This window comes from Streptomyces sp. JH34, from assembly GCF_029428875.1.
Lineage (GTDB): Bacteria > Actinomycetota > Actinomycetes > Streptomycetales > Streptomycetaceae > Streptomyces.
In genome coordinates this window covers 4,190,058-4,209,180 of record NZ_JAJSOO010000001.1, presented here as the reverse complement: position 1 = coordinate 4,209,180, position 19,123 = coordinate 4,190,058, and the positions used below count along the sequence as shown (strand labels likewise).

The window sequence follows — 19,123 nt, the reverse complement described above, 5'->3', positions numbered from 1 at the left end:
TTTTTGCGATTGTTCGGGTCAACAGCCGACGAAAGTGCGGCCGATTACCATCGCGGATCGATCAAATTCGAACACTTATTTTATTTCTCCGGGTGTCCGGGGCGTGCCCGGCGCATCGGGCCGCACCCTGCGCCAACGCCGTAGCAGCCCGTCCGGCACCTCCTCCGCGGTGAGGGCGAAGATCAGGTGGTCCCGCCACGCGCCGTCGATGTGCAGATAGCGTGGACGCAGTCCCTCCGCACGGAATCCGAGTTTCTCCACGACCCGCCGGCTGGGGCCGTTCTCGGGCCGAATGCACACCTCGATCCGGTGCAGTCCGACGTCGCGGAAACAGTGGTCGACGGCGAGCGCGACCGCGGTCGGCATGACACCCCGGCCCGCCACGCTCCGGTCGACCCAGTAGCCGACATGGCCCGAGCACATCGAGCCCCAGGTGATGCCGGCCACCGTCAACTGCCCCACGAGGCGGCCCTCGTACTCGATGGCGAACGGCAGCATCCGGCCTGCGTTCGCCTCGGCGCGCAGGTGCCGGATCATCTGCCGGTAGGTGGGGCGCCGGGCCACCGGGGCGCCGGGAGCGGGCGGCGGGACGGTCGCCTCCCAGGGACGCAGCCAGTCGCGGTTACGCCGGTTGACCTCGCGCCACACGTTCTGGTCGCGCAGCTTTATCGGGCGGAGGGTGACCACGCCGTCGGTCAGGATCACCGGCCAGGTCCGGACGTTCAGCTCGGGCTCCCCGGTCGGGGGTGGTCGCCGCCGCGTAGCTGGTCGACGGCGTGCACCAGAAGCCTGCTCAGGACCGCGAGCCCGTCGCGTACGCCGCCGGTCGAGCCGGGCAGGTTCACGACGAGGGTGCGGTCCGCGAGGCCCGCGAGGCCGCGGGAGAGCGCGGCGGTGGGGACCTTGTCGCGGCCCTCGGCGCGGATCGCCTCGGCGATGCCCGGGATCTCACGGTCCAGCACACGCCGGGTGGCCTCGGGTGTGGCGTCGGTGGGCGAGATCCCCGTGCCGCCGGTGGTGACGATCACGTCGTAGCCCGCCGCCACGCCGGCCCGCAGGGCGGCCTCCACCGGGTCGCCGTCCGGCACGATCTGCGGGCCGTCGACGGCGAACCCGAGACCGGTGAGGGCCTCGGAGATGAGCGGGCCTCCCTTGTCGGCGTAGACACCGGCCGAGGCGCGGTTGGAGGCGGTCACGACGAGGGCGCGGTACCTGCCTGTGGCAGGGGCGCTGCCGGGCGCGGTCATGCGTCCGCCCCCTCCGGTGCCGGGCGCCGGTACTCGCCGGACTTGCCGCCGGACTTCGCCTCGACCCGCACGTCCGTGATCACCGCGCTCTTGTCGACCGCCTTGATCATGTCGATCACCGTGAGCGCGGCGACCGACACCGCGGTCAGGGCCTCCATCTCGACCCCCGTGCGGTCCGTGGTCTTCACGGTGGCCCAGATCTCCACCGCGTCGTCGGCGACGCTCAGGTCGACCTTCACACCGGAGACGGCCAGCGGGTGACAGAGCGGGATCAGGTCGGGGGTGCGCTTGGCACCCATGATCCCGGCGATGCGCGCGGTGGCGAGCGCGTCCCCCTTCGGGACGCCCTCGCCCCTGAGGAGTTCGACGACACGCGGTGACACGAGGACCCGGCCGCTCGCCCGGGCGACACGCGTGGTGACGTCCTTCTCCGACACGTCGACCATGCGGGCGGCGCCCGCCTCGTCGATGTGCGTCAGCCTGTTCTGCGTACTCAACTCACTCCGCCTAGCGGTAGGGCGCCGGTTGCCCGCCCGTCCCGCGCCGAGGGGCGGAGCGAGGGGCCCGGGGAGCTTCCCCCGGTAAGGCACAGCGCCAGACACCGTACCGCCACCGCGCGGAAGTCAGCGGAGGAGGATCACCTCGGCGTCCGTGCCGGGCTCGGCGGAGGTGACGTCCTCGGGCAGCACGATCAGCGCGTCCGCCTGCGCGAGGGCGGCGATCAGATGCGAGCCGGGTCCTCCGACCGGGGTCACGGTGCCCGCCTCGGCGTCATAGGTCCCACGCAGGAACTGACGCTTGCCGGCCGGCGAGGAGAGCGTCTTCCCGGTGCTCAGCGTGGCGCGGACCGACGGGCGGTGGACGTCCTCGAGACCCATCAGCGTCAGGATCGCCGGACGGACGAACAGCTCGAAGGAGACGTACGAGGAGACCGGGTTGCCGGGCAGTGCCAGCAGCGGCGTGTGGTCGGGGCCGATCGAGCCGAAGCCCTGCGGCTTGCCCGGCTGCATGGCGAGCTTGCGGAAGTCCACGCCCCCTCCCGCCTCGTCCTCGTCGCCCACGGAGGACAGGGCCTCCTTGACCACGTCGTACGCACCGACGCTCACACCGCCCGTGGTGACGACGATGTCGGCGCGGATCAGCTGGTCCTCGATCGTGGCCCGCAGCGTCTCGGCGTCGTCCGCGACCGCCGGCACGCGGTAGGCGATGGCTCCCGCGTCCCTGGCGGCGGCCGTCAGCGCGAAGCTGTTGGAGTCGTAGATCCGGCCGGCGGTCAGCTCCTCGCCCGGCTGCGCCAGCTCGCTGCCGGTGGACAGCACGACGACGCGCGGGCGGGGCCGCACCCGCACCGTCGAGCGGCCGATCGCGGCGAGCAGGCCGATCTGCGGCGGGCCCACGACCGTACCCGCGCGCAGCGCCAGGTCACCGGGGCTCACGTCGCTGCCCTTGGCCCGGACATGGGCGCGGGGCTTCACGGGGCGGTGGACGCGGACCTCGCCGCTCGCCCCCTCCGGGGCGTCGCTGTGGGCCCGCATGGTGTCGGCCGGGCCGCCGCCCGTGCCGCCGTCGGTCCACTCGACCGGGACGACGGCCTCGGCACCCGCCGGCAGCGGGGCGCCGGTCATGATCCGGGCGGCCTCGCCGGGACCGACCGACCGGCCGCCGGGCAGGCCCCCGTCGCCCGCCGCGACGTCACCGATGACGGTGAGGACGGCGGGGAACTCCTCGCTGGCGCCCTCGACGTCGGAGATCCGGACGGCGTACCCGTCCATCGAGCTGTTGTCGAAGGGCGGCAGGGCCACCTGCACCACGACGTCCTCGACCAGGACACATCCCTGGGCGTCGGGCAGTTGCAGCTCGATGGGTTCGAGCGGCTTCACCGCGGCGAGGATGTCGTCCAGGTGCTCGTCCACCGACCAGATCGTGCTGCTCAAACTGTTACAACTCCTCGGTGACGTAACTGCGCAGCCAGGTCCGGAAGTCCGGGCCCAGGTCCTCACGTTCGCACGCGAGCCTGACAATGGCACGCAGGTAGTCGCCGCGGTCACCGGTGTCATAGCGGCGGCCCTTGAAGACGACACCGTGCACCGGGCCGCCGATCTTCTCGTCCTCGGCCAGCAGTTGGAGGGCGTCGGTGAGCTGGATCTCGCCGCCGCGGCCGGGCTCGGTCCGTCGCAGTATGTCGAAGACCGCGGGGTCCAGGACGTAGCGGCCGATGACGGCGAGGTTGCTGGGCGCCTCCGCCGGGTCGGGCTTCTCGACGAGCCCGGTGACCCGGACGACGTCGGCGTCGGTGGTCGCATCGGTGGCGGCGCAGCCGTACATGTGGATCTGTGCGGGGTCGACCTCCATCAGCGCGACGACGCTGCCGCCCTCGCGCTCCTGGATCTCGACCATCCGGGCGAGGAGGGGGTCGCGCGGGTCGATGAGGTCGTCGCCGAGGAGGACGGCGAACGGCTGGTCGCCCACGTGCGGCGCGGCGCAGAGGACCGCGTGGCCGAGACCACGCGGGTCGCCCTGGCGCACGTAGTGCATGGTGGCCAGGTCGCTCGACTCCTGGACCCTGGAGAGACGTTCGGCGTCCCCCTTGCGGGTCAGCGCGGACTCCAGCTCGTAGTTCCGGTCGAAGTGGTCCTCGAGGGGACGCTTGTTCCTGCCGGTGATCATCAGCACGTCGGAGAGACCGGCCGCGACGGCTTCCTCGACGACATACTGGATCGCGGGCTTGTCGACGACCGGCAGCATCTCTTTGGGAGTGGCCTTGGTGGCCGGCAGGAACCGGGTGCCGAGGCCTGCGGCTGGGATGACAGCTTTGCTGATCCTGGGGGGCGGCTGAGTCATGCGCCGAACTCTAACGCGTACATATGGGCGGAAGATGAGCGTCCGGTTAACTTCGTTCTCATACATCCACATAAGCGAGCCATGCGAGCACCCGTTGAACCCTGACATGCCGTTGAATTCCGACATGCCCCTGAAGGCTGACCTGCGGCGTGAACTGCTCGCCGCGCGAAGGCTCCTCACCCAGGATGACGTCGGAAGGACCGCATCGGTTCTGTCCGCCGCCGCCCAGAATCTTCCCGAGCTGACCGGTGCCCGGACCGTGGCGGCCTATGTGTCCGTGGGGCGCGAACCGGGCACGCACGCGCTGCTGGACGCGCTGCGGGCGCGAGGGGTCCGCGTGCTCCTGCCGGTGCTCATGGAGGACAACGACCTGGACTGGGCCGTGTTCGAGGGCGCGGAGCACCTCGTGCCGGCCGGACGGGGCCTGCTTGAGCCGGACGGCACGCGTCTCGGGCCGCAGGCGGTCCTGGACGCGGACGCCGTGCTGCTGCCGGGGCTGGCCGTGGACGGACGCGGGATGCGCCTGGGAAGGGGCGGGGGCAGCTACGACCGGGTACTGGCCCGGCTCTCCTCGGCCGGGGCGCACCCCGCCCTGATCGTCCTGCTGTACGACGACGAGGTGGTCGCGCGGGTCCCTGAGGAACCGCACGACCACCCCGTGGACGCCGTGGTCACGCCGGCCGGAGCCCGGCGCTTCCCGTCTAGGGCTTCTTGAGCGTCAGGGTGTCGACGGTGGACTTCTTCACCGCGTCCTCCCCGAAGGACCAGTCGAGCAGCTCACCGTCGACCCACTTGTCGGTCTGGTCGGTGTAGTGCGCGCTGAACGCGTGCCCCGAGGCGCCGGTGAGATTGATCCACCGGGACTTGTCCCAGTCACCCACGTTGACGACCATCCGCATCGAGGGGACCCAGACGACCTCGTAGCCGCCCGCCGCGTTCCAGCCGGTGGCGTTGACCGCCGCCTCGCCGCCGCCGAGGTCCCAGGGACCCCGGTTCAGGGCCCGCTGCAGGAGGTCCGGGCCCTCCTTGCCCAGCGTCTGGTTACGCAGGGACAGCTGGTGCAGCCGGCCCCAGCTCCAGGTGCTCATGTCCTTGCCGAGCTCGGCGGTCAGCTCCCAGCGCGCGTCCTCCATGGCACGGGCGAAGAGCTCGTCACGGCTGTCGATCGCCTCTTCGCGGCCCTTGGCCGGGACCTTCCACCACTCGTTGTCCTGGTCGTCGAGGATGCTCTCGACGACCTCGTACCAGCGGTCGCCGCCGTCGGGCTGCGCCGCGTCCGGGGCGCGCTGACCGCATTCGCGTACGAGCTTGTCCTGGTCGTCCACCGGTCCGGTGCCCGCGACGGGCTGCACGTAGATGCAGTCGCCCTTGGCCCGCATCTCCTTGGGGAGCTTGCTGCCGAAGGCCAGCTTGAGGATGTTGCGCCAGACGCCGTTGAAGTAGGCGGCGGCGGCCGAGTCGGACTCCTGGGTGTAGTCCCAGCCCTCCAGCAGCTTCTGGGCCTCGCGGACGCTCTTGTCCGAGATACCGATCTTCTTCAGCTCGGGCACCAGCTTCGCGGCGATCGCGCTCTGGTTGTCCATCTGCATCGTCTGCATGTCGTCGGTCGAGATCTTCTCGCCGCCGTCGATCTTCTTCTGTATCAGGTCGTTGATCCGCTGACTGCGGGCGCCGTAGCCCCAGTCCTTGGTGAGCATGTGCTCGTAACCGTCACCGATGACCGCCTGGTTGGCGGTGACGATGTAACCGCGCTCCGGGTCGTACTCGTACGGCAGCTCGTCGAACGGGACGGGGTCCTTCTCCCACCCGTACTTCGGGTTCCAGCCGGGGCTCGGCATCGTGCCGTCGCCCTGCGTGCGGACCGGGATCTTCCCCGGTGCCTGGTAGCCGATGTGGCCCTTGGTGTCGGCGTAGATCAGGTTCTGCGAGGGCACCTCGAAGTTCGCGGCCGCCTTGCGGAAAGTCGTGAAGTCCTTGGCCCGGTTCAGCTGGAAGACGGCGTCCATGGACTTGCCGGGTTCCAGCGCCGTCCACTTCAGGGCGATCCCGTACCCGTCGCCGCGGTCGGGCGCGTTGCTGGTGACGGGGGCCTTCTTGCCGACCTTCGACAGCTCGTCGCTGCGGTCGGACACCAGCGGACCGTTGTTGGTCTCGCGGACGGTGATCTTCCGGCTCCTGCCGCCCGCGACCTTGATCGTCTCCTCGCGGGTGACGAAGGGCTCGGTCTTGCCGTCGTACTGGTAGCCGTCGGCCGAGACCTTCTCCAGGAAGAGGTCGGTGACGTCGGCCCCGAGGTTCGTGAAGCCCCAGGAGATGTCCTGGTTGTGACCGATGATCACACCGGGCATCCCGGAGAACGTGTACCCGGCCGTGTCGTACCGGCAGGACTCCGAGACCTGACGGCAGTGCAGCCCCATCTGGTACCAGAGCGAGGGGAGCTGCGGCGCCAGGTGCGGGTCGTTGGCCAGGAGCGGCTTGGCGGTCGTCGTGTGGTCGCCGGAGACGACCCAGGAGTTCGACCCGATGCCGTTGCCGTTGGGGCCGAGCAGCGCCGGGATCTTGTCCAGGCTGTCGGAGAGCGCGGAGAGCTGGGTGTTCAGGCCCTCGGTCGCGCCCTCGACGGTCTGGGAACCGGTGCCGTCCGACGGCTCGGCCTCGGGGTCGAACTTTCCGGTGGCCGGGGAGACCGCACCCCGGTCGACGATCGGCTTGTTCTTCTCGAACGGATAGTCCGGGTAGAGGTCCTGGATCTGCTCCGTGCTGAGCCTGCTGGTCATCAGCGAGCGGTCGATCTCGTCCTGCATGTTGCCGCGCAGGTCCCAGGCCATCGCCTTCAGCCAGGCGACCGAGTCGACCGGAGTCCACTCGGTGGGCTTGTAGTCGTTGGTCAGGCCGAGTGCCGCGTACTCGACTGAGATGTCCGCGCCGTCCTTGCCGTCCAGATACGCGTTCACCCCCTCCGCGTACGACTGGAGGTTCTTCTTGGTGTCCTCGTCCAGGACGTCGTCGTACTCCTTCTGCGCGACCTTGCGCCAGCCCAGCGTGCGCAGGAAGGCGTCGGTCTCGACCTGGCCGGAGCCGAACATCTCGGAGAGCCGTCCGGACGTCATGTGACGGCGGACGTCCATCTCCCAGAAGCGGTCCTGGGCCTGGACGTACCCCTGGGCGCGGAAGAGGTCGCTGTCGGTGTCCGCGTAGATCTGCGGGATCCCGTAGTCGTCGCGTTTGACGTCGACGTCCGCGGAGAGGCCCTTGAGGTCGATCGACCCGGTGGTCTGCGGGTAGGAGGCCCGGACCGTGGAGACGGACCAGTACGCGCCGTACCCGACACCCGCGACAAGCGCCAGCACCAGGACGATCACGAACAGGCGGGCGCGTCGCCCCTTCTTCCGGCCGGTCTTCTTCGCATCGGAAGACCCGGAAGGGGCGGTTGTGTTGGCGGGCATCGCTGTCCTTAGAGGGGCAGGGTGGTCCTGGGAGTGCAGGAGCAACCATAGGCGCCCCGCGGAAGCCACTCGGACGCGGTATGGGGATGCATCCATTTGCGCACCGGTTCGCACGAACACTCGAAGGCGTCAAGAAAACGTTAAAGATTAGGTAAGGTAACGAAGTACTGGCCGCCGGAGGCCGATCCGGAAGGCGTACGCAGGGAAGGAAACGGACCCTGACTGTCCACGCGCTCAACGAACTTCTGCTCGTCTGCTCAGTCGTCCTGCTGGTCGCCGTGGCGGCCGTACGCATTTCGTCCCGCAGCGGGCTCCCCAGCCTGCTCCTGTACCTCGGCATCGGTATCGCCATGGGGCAGGACGGCATCTTCGACGTCAAGTTCGACAACGCCGAGCTGACCCAGGTGATCGGCTACGCCGCCCTGGTCGTCATCCTGGCCGAGGGCGGTCTGGGCACGAAGTGGAAGGAAGTGAAGCCCGCTCTCCCGGCGGCGGCGGTCCTGTCGACCGTCGGTGTGGGCATCAGCGTGGGCGTCACCGCGAGCGCGGCGCACTACCTCGTCGGCCTCGACTGGCGGCAGGCCCTGATCATCGGCGCCGTCGTCTCCTCCACCGACGCCGCGGCCGTCTTCTCCGTCCTGCGCAAGGTCCCGCTCCCCTCCCGGATCACGGGCGTCCTGGAGGCCGAGTCCGGCTTCAACGACGCCCCAGTGGTCATCCTGGTGGTGGCCTTCTCCGCCGTCGGCCCGGTGGAGCACTGGTACGTGCTCGTCGGCGAGATAGCCCTGGAACTGGCCATCGGCGCGGCGATCGGCCTGGCGGTGGGCTGGCTCGGCGCCTACGGCATCCGGCACGTGGCGCTGCCCGCGTCCGGGCTCTACCCCATCGCGGTCATGGCCATCGCGGTGTCCGCGTACGCGGCCGGCGCCATGGCCCACGGCAGTGGGTTCCTGGCCGTCTACCTGGCCGCGATGGTCCTCGGCAACTCCAAGCTTCCGCACTGGCCCGCCACCCGCGGCTTCGCCGACGGGCTCGGCTGGCTGGCGCAGATCGGCATGTTCGTCCTGCTCGGCCTGCTGGTCACCCCGCACGACCTGATCGACGACTTCTGGCCCGCCGTGGTCGTGGGGCTGGTCCTCACCGCCGTCGCCCGGCCGCTGTCGGTCTTCATCAGCCTCGCGCCCTTCCGCCTGCCCAAGCGGGAGATGTCCCTCATGTCCTGGGCCGGGCTGCGCGGCGCCGTCCCCATCATCCTGGCGACCATCCCGATGGTGTCCGGGATCGAGGGCAGCACCCGGGTCTTCAACATCGTCTTCGTGCTCGTCGTCGTCTACACGCTCATCCAGGGACCGACACTGCCCTGGCTGGCCAAGGCCCTGAAGATCTCCGAGGACCCGTCCGAGACGGCGGACCTCGGCATCGAGTCGGCTCCCCTGGAGCGGCTCCGCGGTCATCTGCTCTCCGTGGCGGTCCCCGGCAAGTCCAAGATGCACGGCGTGGAGGTGGCGGAACTCCGGCTGCCCGCCGGGGCCGCGGTCACACTCGTCGTGCGGGACGGTACGAGCTTCGTCCCGGCGCCCTCGACCGTGCTTCGGCGCGGGGACGAACTGCTGGTCGTCGCGACCGACCCGGTGCGCGACGCCACGGAGGCCCGGCTGCGGGCGGTCGGCGAGGGCGGCAAGCTGGCCGGCTGGCTCGGGACAAGCGGGGCCGGGCGGCAGGAGAGCGCCACGGCGGACGTGCCGCACCTCGCGAAACTGGCCAGGAAGCTGAGCAGGGGCGGCGAGGACCACGCGGGGGACAAGGCGGGCGGCAGGCGGGCCCACCACTGACGGACGACGGTGGGCCGAGGTCGTACGGCCTGACGGTGGGCCTGCCTGCACGCTGCCCGGTGGGCCTGCGAGGGTGCGCACAATCGCAGGCCCACCGGATCCGGAACCTGTAACATGAAGGACTGGATCTCATGATCCACACGATTCGAACCTGATCGACCAACTCTGTCTGATGCAGAGCTGGCGCGACCGTATGGCGGTCGTGGCGTCCTCTCGCCCCTGGAGCGAGCCGCCCGGCATCTACCGCAGTCCCGCGCGAAGAGGACAGCTCTCGGCATTCCCCGCACGCCTTCCGCACCCCGGTGCGGCGCGCCCGGGGACACGGCTACCAGGCAGCGGAAAGGCATGGACCGTGGCGTCCACGGTCTCCGACCGCCCCGGTTACGGGCAGTTGCTGCGCACCCCGGGTGCGTGGACCTTCCTCCTTCCGGGCTTCGCCGCCCGGCAGCCCTTCGCGATGCTGACCATCGGCATCGTGCTCCTCGTCCAGCACACCACCGGCTCGTACGGCAGCGCGGGCGCCGTGGCCGCCGTCTCCGGCGTCTCCATGGCCCTGTTCGCGCCGCAGAGCGGCAGGCTCGCCGACCGGTTCGGCCAGCGCGCCGTGCTGGTGCCCGGCGTCGTGGTGCACGCGGTGGCCGTCGGCACGCTCACCGTGCTCGCCCTGGCGGACGCGCCCCTGTGGGCGCTGTTCCTGGCGGCGGTGCCCACCGGCGCGTCCATCCCGCAGGTCGGGCCCATGGTGCGGGCCCGCTGGGCGGCCCTGCTGGGCGCTGCCCCGGGGCGCCCCGCCTCCCCGTTGATGGCCACGGCCACCGCCTTCGAGTCCGTGACGGACGAGTTCACCTTCGTCATCGGCCCCGTGCTCGCGACGGCGCTGTGCACCGGCGTGCACCCGGCGGCCGGACTGATCGCCGAGGCGGCGCTGACGCTGCTGGGCGGCGTGCTGTTCGCCGCCCGGCGCTCCACCCAGCCCGCACCCAACGGCGCCCCCACGGCCGCCGAGCCGCACCGGTCGGCGCTCTCCGTGCCCGGGGTGAGGGTCCTCGCGGTCACGTTCCTGGGCATCGGTTCCGTCTTCGGCGGCATGCAGGTCTCCCTGACGGCGTTCTCCGAGGAGATCGGCCGGCCCGGCGTGAACGGGCTCCTGTACGGGGTCTTCGCGGCCGGCAACATGCTGGCCGGCATCGCCTGCGGTGCCATCGCGTGGAAGAGCAGCCCGCGCCGCCGGCTGGTCGTCGGCTACGTGGCCCTGACGCTGACCGCGTCCGGTCTGTGGGCCGTGCACTCCGTACCGCTGCTGGCGGGACTCGGCCTGCTGGTCGGTCTGTGCATCGCTCCGGCGCTGATCAGCGGCTACACCCTGGTCGAGGCGCTGGTGCCCGCGTCCGCGAGGACCGAGGCCTTCACCTGGCTGACCGGGGCGGTGGCACTCGGCCAGGCGGCGGCCGTCACGGTGGCCGGACAGCTCGCCGACGCCCACGGCGCGAGCACCGGATTCGTGGTCCCGCTGGCGGGCACGGCACTGGCTCTGGCGACCCTGCTGGCCCTGCGTTCACGGCTGACGCCGCGGTCCGGGGGCCGGACGGTGGCACGTGGGATCGGTCACCGTGAGCCGGTCACGGTGGACTGATCGCTCGGAATACGTCAGTATGGAGCGTCGTTAGCACTCATTGAGTGAGAGTGCCAGGAGGAGCAAGTGCCGACCTATCAGTACCAGTGCACCGAATGCGGCGAGGGCCTCGAAGCGGTGCAGAAGTTCACCGATGATGCCCTGACCGTGTGCCCGAACTGCGAGGGACGCCTCAAGAAGGTGTTCTCGGCCGTCGGCATCGTCTTCAAGGGGTCCGGTTTCTACCGGAACGACAGCCGCGGCTCCTCGTCGAGCAGCACGCCGGCCACGTCGTCGTCCTCCAAGACGTCCGACTCGTCCACCGGGTCGACCTCGTCGAAGACGGACGCCAAGCCGGCCGCTTCCGCATCGTCCTCGGCCTCGTCCTCGGCTTCCACGTCGTCGTCGAGCGGCACCTCGGCCGCCTGAGGCCGTCCTCGGACACCACACGTTCCACCGGGACCCCGCTGATCGACTCGGCGGGGTCCCGGTCGTGCGCGCCCGGTTAGTGTGACCGCATGGCGAACGCAGAATCGGGTACAGCGGAGATCGGTGTCATCGGCGGATCGGGTTTCTACTCCTTCCTCGACGACGTGACCGAGGTCGAGGTCGACACCCCGTACGGGGCACCGAGCGACTCCCTCTTCCTGGGTGAACTCGGGGGCCGCCGGGTGGCTTTCCTCCCGCGCCACGGCCGCGGCCACCACCTGCCCCCGCACCGGATCAACTACCGCGCCAACCTCTGGGCGCTGCGTTCCGTCGGCGTGCGCCAGGTGCTCGGCCCCTGCGCGGTCGGCGGTCTGCGTCCGGAGTACGGTCCGGGCACCCTGCTCGTGCCGGACCAGATGGTCGACCGCACCAAGGCCCGCACCCAGACGTTCTACGACGGTGAGCCCCGGTCCGACGGGGCCCGGCCGAACGTGGTGCACCTCGGCTTCGCCGACCCGTACTGCCACGAGGGACGCAAGGCGGCTCTGCATGCGGCGCGCGGACGCGACTGGGAACCGGTTGACGGCGGAACCCTCGTCGTGGTCGAGGGCCCGCGCTTCTCGACCCGCGCGGAGTCGCGCTGGCACGCCGCGATGGGCTGGTCGGTCGTCGGGATGACGGGCCACCCGGAGGCGGTGCTCGCCCGCGAACTGAACCTCTGCTACACGACGCTGACGCTGGTGACGGACCTCGACGCGGGGGCCGAGGCCGGCGAGGGCGTCAACCACGCGGAGGTGCTGGAGGTGTTCGCGGCCAACGTGGACCGGCTGCGGTCGGTGCTCTTCGACACGGTCGCCGCCCTCCCCGCCGACGAGGACCGCGACTGCGTCTGCGCGCACGCGCTGGACGGGATCGACACGGGGATCGACCTGCCGTAGGCCCCGGATCGACACGGGGATCGACCTGCCGAAGGCGCCGGCTCGACACGGGGGCAGTCCTGCCGAAGGCGCCGGCTCGACACGGGGGCAGTCCTGCCGAAGGCGCCGGCCCGACACGGGGGCCGTCCTGCCGAAGGCGCCGGCCCGGAGACCGGCCCGTGGGGTGCTGAACGGGTCCCCTCCCGTACGGGTGACCACGTTGTCCACACCCTGTGGCTTGTCCACAGGCGTCGGCGGCATTTCCGAGCAGGGTGGATCGTGAGGGGAGTCCGGCGGGTCGGCCCGCCTGACTCCCCTCACGTCGTCCTCGGGCGATTCCTCGCGGTCGTTCGCGATCTCCCGCGCGATCTCCCGCGCGGGATGTGCCTGCGGACGGCCCTCACGGCAGGTGGTGCTGGTCATGTTCCCTTCGGTGCCCGATACGCGTCCCGCGCCTCCCGCCCCGAGCGGCGTCCCGTCCTTCGGGCCCCTTCGGGTGCGGGGCGGCGGCGGCCGGCGGTTCCGGCGGGCGTTGCGCGGACAACGCCGCGCGCTGGCCGCCGGGTTCGCGCTGGCTTCCGCCGTGCTCGCGGTCTCGGGGTCGGGTGGCGAGAAGGGAGCGCTCGCCGCCGGAGCCGCGCCACCGGGCTCCGAGCGGCGAGCGGTCCGGCTGGTGTCGGCCCCGGTGCGGATCGCCGACGCGGCGACGGTCGGGCTGCTGCGGCCCGGTGACCGCGTCGATGTGATCGCTGCGGCCGACGGGGACGCGGAGGCCAAGGTGGTCGCGCGCGATGTCCGGGTGGCGGACGTACCGCGCGGTGCGGGCGACGGGGAGGCCCCTTTCCCGGAAGCCGGCGGCCTGGCGGGCGCCGCGAGCGGCGCCCTGGTGGTCCTGTCCGTCGAGCGGGACACCGCGGCGGCGCTGACCGGTGCCGGCGCCTCGGGTCGGCTCGCCGTGGCGGTGTCCCATGCCGAATAGGACCTCGCGGTGGGAGCCCTCGATGCCGAATGGAACAGACGTCGCGTCAACTCACCCGTCTCAGGTACCGGATTGGACAATGTGGCGCTCCGACGCCTTGTGTGGCCGGGCAGTTCGCTCCCTCCACGGCACGCGCAGCGGAAGGCCCACCTGCTTGATGGTGCTGCCGATGGCGAAGTACCTCGCCAGGCGGGCGGCGGCCCATGCGGCGAAGGAGGGTGTCCGGGAGACGCTGGAGGTGAGCGAGCTGGAGGTGCTGAAGGGGATCCGGGACGCGCTGGTCGCGCAGCGGGGCCTGGCGTAGGAGGCCTGCGGCTGTCAGATGTGGTGGGGCGGCTTCTCCTCGAGGAACCGCGCCAGGTCGGCCGCACCGCCGCCGGAAGGAGCCCGCTCGCCCCACCCCTGGTCCGTATCGTCCGAGGACTGCCTGTCCAGCGGATCGTCGAAGATCAGGGCCGGGGGCCTCGGCCTGGGCTCCTGGGTCGGCCGCTGCTGCGGCTGCGACGGCTTCGATTCTCGCGGTCCGGGGGCGGGGGCGGTACTCATACCTCCAGGGTACGGCCGGGCTCAGCGGTCCTTCGGATCGAGCAGCCACAGCCCCAGCACCACCAGGAACGACAGGCACAGGAATCCGGCCCCCCACCAGGCGGTGCCGGTGTCGCCCTCCATCCAGACGTTCACGACCTCCGTCAGCGCCCACAGCTGGCCGATGACGACGCTCAGGGCCAGCACCAGCCGGGCCGTCAGCTTCGCGGAGCGCTCGGGTTCCTGCTCCGAACCCGCCCCGGGGCCCGGACCGGTGTGGCGCACCCGGGGGTCGGCGTATCCACTGGTGGAGCGGATCTGGGGGTAGCGCTCGTGCAAGGGGCGGTTCAGCTCGGGGCGGGCGCTGCCCGGGTGGTAGTCGGGGTGGAGGGTTCCGGAGGAGTCGGGGGGACGCGGTGGCTCGATCGGGTCCAGGGGTTCGGTCATGGCCGCCTCCCCGTGGTCGTGTCGTCGGAGGAAGCAGGCGCGGGGGGTGCCTCCGCGCCGCCTCCGGTGCCGGGGCAGCCGATCCGGGCGGCGAGATCGGGGCGGTCCTGGCCGAGCTGGCGGCACAGTCCCTCCTCGACGCTCTCCCCCGAGCGGGTGGTGCCGACGGCCCAGATGCTGCCGTCGTCGAGCTCGGTCATCACCACCTTCGGCAGCCCGCGGGGAGGCGGGCCCGCGGTGACCTCACCGGTGCGTGCGTCGAAGACGCCCTCGTGACAGGGGCAGTAGAGCTCGCCCTCCGTCCCGCGGTCCTTCCGCCAGAGCACGGCGCAGGCCAGGTGGGTGCAGACAGCGGAGTAGCCGACGAGTGTGCCGTCGTCCATCCGCACGGCGACCGCCCGGTCCTCGTCGCCGGGGTAACGGAAGGCGAGGGACTCCCCCGGCAGCAGCTGCGCGGCGATCCGCTTGGGGGCCGGCGCCTTTCCGTCCTCGGTCTCGCCGTGCCGGTGGAGGATGCCGCCCGCCACGGCCAGACCACCCACGGCGAGACCGCCGGAGACGGTGGCGACGATCCGGAGGTAGTCGCGCCGGGTGGTCAGCGAGTCGGCGCCGATCCTGTCGTGCAGGGCTTCACGGGAGTCGTTCCCGGCACCGTTGTCCGGGCCCGGCTGTTCGGTGACGCTCATCGGCGGACGTCCTTCCCGTTGACCTCGACGACGGGAAGTCCGCCGGGCACCGGCCACCGGACCCGTTCCGCGGGCACGACCATGGCCACGCCGGTGCGGACCTCGCTCTCGCCGAACACGAACGTGTCGGCGACCTGCACACCGGGGCGTTCCGCCTGGAGCTCCTCGAGGGTGCCGTAGTAGAGCGCGCCGGTCGGGCAGACGGTGGCGCACATGGGGGCCAGCCCGTAGGCGGTGCGGTCGTAGCAGAGGTTGCACTTCATCTGCAGCTTCGCCTGGAGGTCGATCTTCGGTACGCCGAAGGGGCAGGCGTTCACGCAGTTCGCACAGCCGATGCAGCGGCTGGTGTCGGCCTGCTGCACGACACCGTCGGCGGTGACCAGGATCGCGTCGGCCGGGCAGACCTCCGCGCACGGGGCCACGGGGTCCTCGCAGTGCATGCAGACCGTGGGGAGGGAGGCGACGGACGAGCCCTCGTCGGTGTAGTCGAGGTGGATCATCGACTTGCCGCGGTGCGAGTCGCATTCCCGGCACGCGGAGACACAGGCCTGACAGCCGATGCAGCGCCCCGGGTCGATGAAGATCGTTCGGCCCATCATCCGGGCATCAGCTCCTTTCCGAGGTGCCGCGGCCCTGCGGGGCGGTGGGCGGCAACGGGTCGGTGCGGGAGACCTGGGTCTCGGGGTAGGCGACGTGGCCGGGTGCGACCGGCGGCGCGGGCACCTCGTCGATCTCCGCCGCGTGCTCGATGCGGCAGGCGCAGACCTTGTACTCGGGGATCTTGGAGCGCGGGTCGAGGGCGTCGATGGTCAGGGCGTTGGCCGCGGTCGGGACGGGCCAGTGGTAGGGGATGAACACCGTGTCGGGCCGGATCGCCTCCGTCACCAGGGCGGGGAAGACCTCGCTGCCGCGCCGGGTGACGACTCGCACGGGTTCACCGTTGCGGAATCCGTGCGCGGGGTGGATCTCGGCCCAGGGCCGGGGGGTCTGCTCGACGAGGGCGCCCAGTCGGCGGGTCTGGTTGCCGGAGAGGAAGTGGGCGACGGTGCGTCCGGTGGTCAGCGTCAGGGGGTGCGCGTCGTCGTACGGGTCGGCCGGGGGGTGCCACTCGACGACCTGCATGTGGATCTTGCCGTCCGCGTGGTAGGTCGTGCCGTCCTCGAACAGCCGGGGGGTGCCGGGGTGGTCGGTGGACGGGCAGGGCCAGGAGATCCCGCCGGTCTCCTCGAGGCGCTCGTAGGTGATGCCGGAGTAGTCGATGATCGTGCCCGCGGAGGCCCTGCGCAGCTCGTCGAAGACCTCGCGGGAGCTGCCGAACGCGAATTTGTCCCCGGCTCCGAGGCGGCGGGCGATCTCACACATCACCCAGGTGTCGGTCCGCACTCCGGCCGGCGGTTCCTGCGCCTTGTTGTGCTTGACGACCCGGGCCTCGGCGTTGGCCATCACCCCTTCGTCCTCGGCCCAGATGGTGACGGGGAAGACGACGTGCGCGTTCGCGGCGGTCTCGGAGAGGAAGAAGTCGAACTGGGCGTGGAACTCGGTGGTGTCGTACCCCTCCTTGACCACGGCGTAGTTGGGGAGCGAGACGAAGGGGTTGTTGCAGATGCCGATCAGGCCGCGGATCTCCCGGCGCTGCATCTGCCAGACCATTTCCATCATCGAGGTCCCGGCGGCCGGGAGCTCGGACTCCTCGATGCCCCAGATCTCGCAGATCTGCCGCCGGTGCTCCTCGTTGAGGATGGAGCGCCCGCCGGGAAGGAGGTCGGCCTTCTGGCCGTGCTCGCGGCCCCCCTGGCCGTTGCCCTGGCCCGTGAGAGTGCCGTAGCCGGCGCCCGGCTTGCCGATGTGGCCGGTGGCGGTACACAGGTTGATCACGCTGAGACAGTTCTCCACGCCCTGTGTGTGGTGTTCGATGCCCCGGGCGTGGAAGGCCATGGCCTTGGGTGCGCGGGCGAAGGCGCGGGCGACCTGGACGATCTGCTCCGCGGGCACCCCGCAGATCTCGGCGGCCCGGGACGGGGGGTACTGGGCGACCTCGGCCTTGACCTCCTCCCAGCCGGTGGCGTGGGCCGCGAGGTAGGCCTCGTCGGTGAGGCCCTCCTCGATCACCACGTTCAGCACGGAGTTGAAGAAGGCGGAGTCGGTGCCCGACTTGAGCGCGACGTGGATGTCGGCGGTCCGCGCGACCGCCGTCTCGCGCGGGTCGACCACGATCAGTGTGGCGCCGCGGTCCCGGGCTCCCCAGACGTACTGCGTCAGCACCGGGAAGCACTCGCCGACGTTGGCTCCGGCGAGCAGGAGGCAGTCGGTGAGCAGGATGTCGGCGAAGGGGTTGCCGGCCCGGTCGATGTTGAAGGCCAGCTTGTTGGCACCGGCGGCGCTCACCATGCAGAGCCGGCCGTTGTAGTCGACGTGCCTGGTCCTCAGCGCGACCCGGGCGAACTTCCCGACCAGATAGGTCTTCTCCGAGAAGAGGCTCGCCCCGCCGAGTACACCGAAGGCGTCCCGCCCGTGTGCCTGCTGGATGCGTTTGATCTCCGAGACGGTGAAGTCGAGGGCCTCGTCCCAAGAGACCTCCCGCAGGTCCTCGTCGCGGGAACGCCGCATGAGCGGTGCGGTGAGCCGGTCCGGGTGGTTGACCTGCTGGTAGGCGTTGATGCCCTTGGGACAGAGCCGCATGCGGTTGATGTCGTGGTTACGGGGCTCCACGCCGAAGACCTTGCCGCCGTGGTCCACGCGGAGGTACATCCCGCACTGGACGCCGCAGAAGCAGCAGTGCGTCGGCACGAGCGTCTCGCCGTTCTGGTCGGCGTGCCAGCGGTCGGCCGGGATGCCGCCCGCGTCCCGGAAGCCGCGGGTGCCGGGCGGAGCGAGCGAGGGGTCGAGGGGGACGGCCGTACGGCCGTCGGCTGCGCGTGGGTCCGCGGTCACTTGAAGCCCTTCTTGACCTGGGTGAGGTAGGCGTTGCCGCGCAGCACCCGCTTGCAGCGCGGGCAGTACTCGGTCCATGCGTCGAAACCGAGTTCGAGGTCCCGCATGGTGCCGCGCAGGTTCTCGACGTACGGGCCGGTGTCGATGGCCTCACCGCAGCGGCGGCAGGGGAAGACCTCGTCGTCCTGGCGGTCGGTGTACTTGAAGAGCTGCATGCCGACCGCCGCCGGGCGCTGCACGATGTGGAAGAACTTCCCGAACGGGATGTAGATGAGGGTGAAGACCACCGAGACCATGTGGAGGATCGCCAGGAACTCGTAGCCTCCGCCGTGCAGGAAGATCGAGGAGAAGGTGAGCAGCAGGCCCGTCACCGAGATGATGATCAGGGCGAGCAGCGGCACCATGTCGTAGGCGAACCGCTGTCCGGTGATGGCCCCGCGGTCCTTCATGCGGCGCCAGAGGAAGTACGAGGCGCCGGGGATGACCAGGACCGCGGCGATGTCCAGGCCGTGGAACATCACCCAGCCGAGGAAGTTCAGCGAGTCGAAGCCGAGGATCTTGATGCCCCAGACGCGCATCTCGTAGCCGGGTCCCGAGCCGCTGCCGGAGGTGAAGGTGAACCACCCCCAGGTCAGCGGGAAGGTGATCAGCGCGGCGAGTACGCAGCCCCAGAAGATCAGCTGGTGGGCGGCCCAGCGCGCGTGGGAGCGGGCTCCGAGGAATTTCTGGAAGCCCAGGTAGGTGGCGGTCATCTTCGGCAGCGCGGCGGGCGTCCTGCGGAAGTTCTCGGCCGAGAACAGGCTGCTCCAGCCTTTCCTGAAGAGCCGTCGGGCGCCGGGTGCGGAGACCCAGACCGTGTAGCGGTGGGCGACGCCGAAGGCGAGGAAGACGGTGGCGACGGCGTACGGCAGGAGTGCCGAGTCGAAGTCGTGCAGCAGGCGGCTGCCGAACACGATCGCGAGGACCAGCAGGCCGGACACGACGGCACCGGCCAGAGTCGCGCGCCCCGAGACGGATCGGGGAAGGTGCCGGGCGGCCCTCGCGACGGCGGAGGGGCCCTGGCCGGGCGGTCCGCCGGAGGTGCCGGTGCGGGTACCGGGCTCGGACTGCTCGGCTGCGGCGGGCGGTTCTGGTGGCTCGGTCACCCGGCCACCGTAGGACCGGAACACGCGTTTGATCCCGTTTGAGTACCCCGATGGTGTGGCCGCGTCGCCCAGGTGGCCCGCGTCCC

At 70.9% G+C, this 19,123-nt stretch carries 18 protein-coding genes and 1 pseudogene; 7 read left to right on the top strand and 12 right to left on the bottom strand.

Features of this window, described 5'->3' with window-relative positions; genetic code table 11:
- Positions 1-75 precede the first annotated feature (75 nt).
- From LWJ43_RS18820 to galU, 5 genes are all read right to left on the bottom strand, one after another.
- Positions 76-705, bottom strand: a complete 630-nt coding sequence (locus tag LWJ43_RS18820) for a GNAT family N-acetyltransferase (protein WP_277333398.1) — start codon at positions 703-705, stop codon at positions 76-78.
- 17 nt (positions 706-722) lie between these two features.
- Positions 723-1,247 (bottom strand): MogA/MoaB family molybdenum cofactor biosynthesis protein, encoded by a 525-nt coding sequence (locus LWJ43_RS18815; RefSeq protein WP_277333397.1) that lies wholly within the window; start codon positions 1,245-1,247, stop codon positions 723-725.
- Entirely contained in the window at positions 1,244-1,744 is a 501-nt protein-coding gene (gene moaC, locus LWJ43_RS18810; RefSeq protein WP_277333396.1) for a cyclic pyranopterin monophosphate synthase MoaC, read from the bottom strand. The genes LWJ43_RS18815 and moaC overlap by 4 nt, the downstream gene beginning before the upstream one ends.
- Positions 1,745-1,870: 126 nt before the next feature.
- Positions 1,871-3,181 (bottom strand): molybdotransferase-like divisome protein Glp, encoded by a 1,311-nt coding sequence (gene glp, locus LWJ43_RS18805; RefSeq protein WP_277333395.1) that lies wholly within the window; start codon positions 3,179-3,181, stop codon positions 1,871-1,873.
- 4 nt (positions 3,182-3,185) lie between these two features.
- Positions 3,186-4,088: a UTP--glucose-1-phosphate uridylyltransferase GalU gene (gene galU / locus LWJ43_RS18800; protein WP_277333394.1), complete on the bottom strand. Its 903-nt coding sequence runs from the start codon at positions 4,086-4,088 to the stop codon at positions 3,186-3,188.
- Positions 4,089-4,212: 124 nt separating this feature from the next.
- Here galU and LWJ43_RS18795 point away from each other — a divergent pair, with 124 nt between their 5' ends.
- Entirely contained in the window at positions 4,213-4,803 is a 591-nt protein-coding gene (locus tag LWJ43_RS18795; protein ID WP_277333393.1) for a 5-formyltetrahydrofolate cyclo-ligase, read from the top strand.
- Here LWJ43_RS18795 and LWJ43_RS18790 read toward each other — a convergent pair.
- Positions 4,790-7,534, bottom strand: coding sequence for a penicillin acylase family protein (locus LWJ43_RS18790; RefSeq protein ID WP_277333392.1), 2,745 nt, complete (start codon positions 7,532-7,534; stop codon positions 4,790-4,792). The two genes, LWJ43_RS18795 and LWJ43_RS18790, sit on opposite strands and share 14 nt — an antisense overlap.
- Before the next feature lie 278 nt (positions 7,535-7,812).
- On the opposite strand from LWJ43_RS18790, the gene LWJ43_RS18785 reads away from it, so the two are divergent.
- From LWJ43_RS18785 to LWJ43_RS18760, 6 genes and pseudogenes are all read left to right on the top strand, one after another.
- Positions 7,813-9,366, top strand: coding sequence for a potassium/proton antiporter (locus LWJ43_RS18785; RefSeq protein WP_277333391.1), 1,554 nt, complete (start codon positions 7,813-7,815; stop codon positions 9,364-9,366).
- 352 nt (positions 9,367-9,718) lie between these two features.
- Entirely contained in the window at positions 9,719-10,999 is a 1,281-nt protein-coding gene (locus tag LWJ43_RS18780; protein ID WP_277333390.1) for an MFS transporter, read from the top strand.
- A gap of 66 nt (positions 11,000-11,065) precedes the next feature.
- Positions 11,066-11,407, top strand: a complete 342-nt coding sequence (locus LWJ43_RS18775) for an FmdB family zinc ribbon protein (RefSeq protein WP_277333389.1) — start codon at positions 11,066-11,068, stop codon at positions 11,405-11,407.
- Between the two features lie 89 nt (positions 11,408-11,496).
- Complete coding sequence (locus LWJ43_RS18770; RefSeq protein WP_277333388.1) at positions 11,497-12,345, top strand: S-methyl-5'-thioadenosine phosphorylase; 849 nt, start codon at positions 11,497-11,499, stop codon at positions 12,343-12,345.
- 400 nt (positions 12,346-12,745) lie between these two features.
- Entirely contained in the window at positions 12,746-13,303 is a 558-nt protein-coding gene (locus tag LWJ43_RS18765; RefSeq protein ID WP_277333387.1) for an RcpC/CpaB family pilus assembly protein, read from the top strand.
- Between the two features lie 154 nt (positions 13,304-13,457).
- Positions 13,458-13,607, top strand: a pseudogene (locus LWJ43_RS18760) (large conductance mechanosensitive channel protein MscL); the annotation flags it as partial.
- A gap of 14 nt (positions 13,608-13,621) precedes the next feature.
- Here LWJ43_RS18760 and LWJ43_RS18755 read toward each other — a convergent pair.
- Genes LWJ43_RS18755 through LWJ43_RS18730 form a run of 6 tightly spaced genes read right to left on the bottom strand, consistent with a single transcriptional unit; the run spans position 13,622 to position 19,037 of the window.
- Positions 13,622-13,849, bottom strand: a complete 228-nt coding sequence (locus tag LWJ43_RS18755; RefSeq protein WP_277333386.1) for a hypothetical protein — start codon at positions 13,847-13,849, stop codon at positions 13,622-13,624.
- A gap of 21 nt (positions 13,850-13,870) precedes the next feature.
- The gene (locus LWJ43_RS18750) at positions 13,871-14,275 is read right to left on the bottom strand and encodes a hypothetical protein (RefSeq protein WP_277333385.1); all 405 of its coding nucleotides are present in this window, start codon (positions 14,273-14,275) and stop codon (positions 13,871-13,873) included.
- On the bottom strand, positions 14,272-14,961 hold the full coding sequence (locus LWJ43_RS18745) for a QcrA and Rieske domain-containing protein (RefSeq protein ID WP_277333384.1): 690 nt from the start codon (positions 14,959-14,961) through the stop codon (positions 14,272-14,274). Before LWJ43_RS18745 ends, LWJ43_RS18750 begins: the two co-directional genes overlap by 4 nt.
- Entirely contained in the window at positions 14,958-15,560 is a 603-nt protein-coding gene (locus LWJ43_RS18740; RefSeq protein ID WP_277333383.1) for a 4Fe-4S dicluster domain-containing protein, read from the bottom strand. Before LWJ43_RS18740 ends, LWJ43_RS18745 begins: the two co-directional genes overlap by 4 nt.
- Positions 15,561-15,567: 7 nt before the next feature.
- Positions 15,568-17,892 (bottom strand): molybdopterin oxidoreductase family protein, encoded by a 2,325-nt coding sequence (locus LWJ43_RS18735; protein WP_277333382.1) that lies wholly within the window; start codon positions 17,890-17,892, stop codon positions 15,568-15,570.
- On the bottom strand, positions 17,889-19,037 hold the full coding sequence (locus LWJ43_RS18730) for an MFS transporter (RefSeq protein WP_277333381.1): 1,149 nt from the start codon (positions 19,035-19,037) through the stop codon (positions 17,889-17,891). The genes LWJ43_RS18735 and LWJ43_RS18730 overlap by 4 nt, the downstream gene beginning before the upstream one ends.
- Positions 19,038-19,123 lie beyond the last annotated feature (86 nt).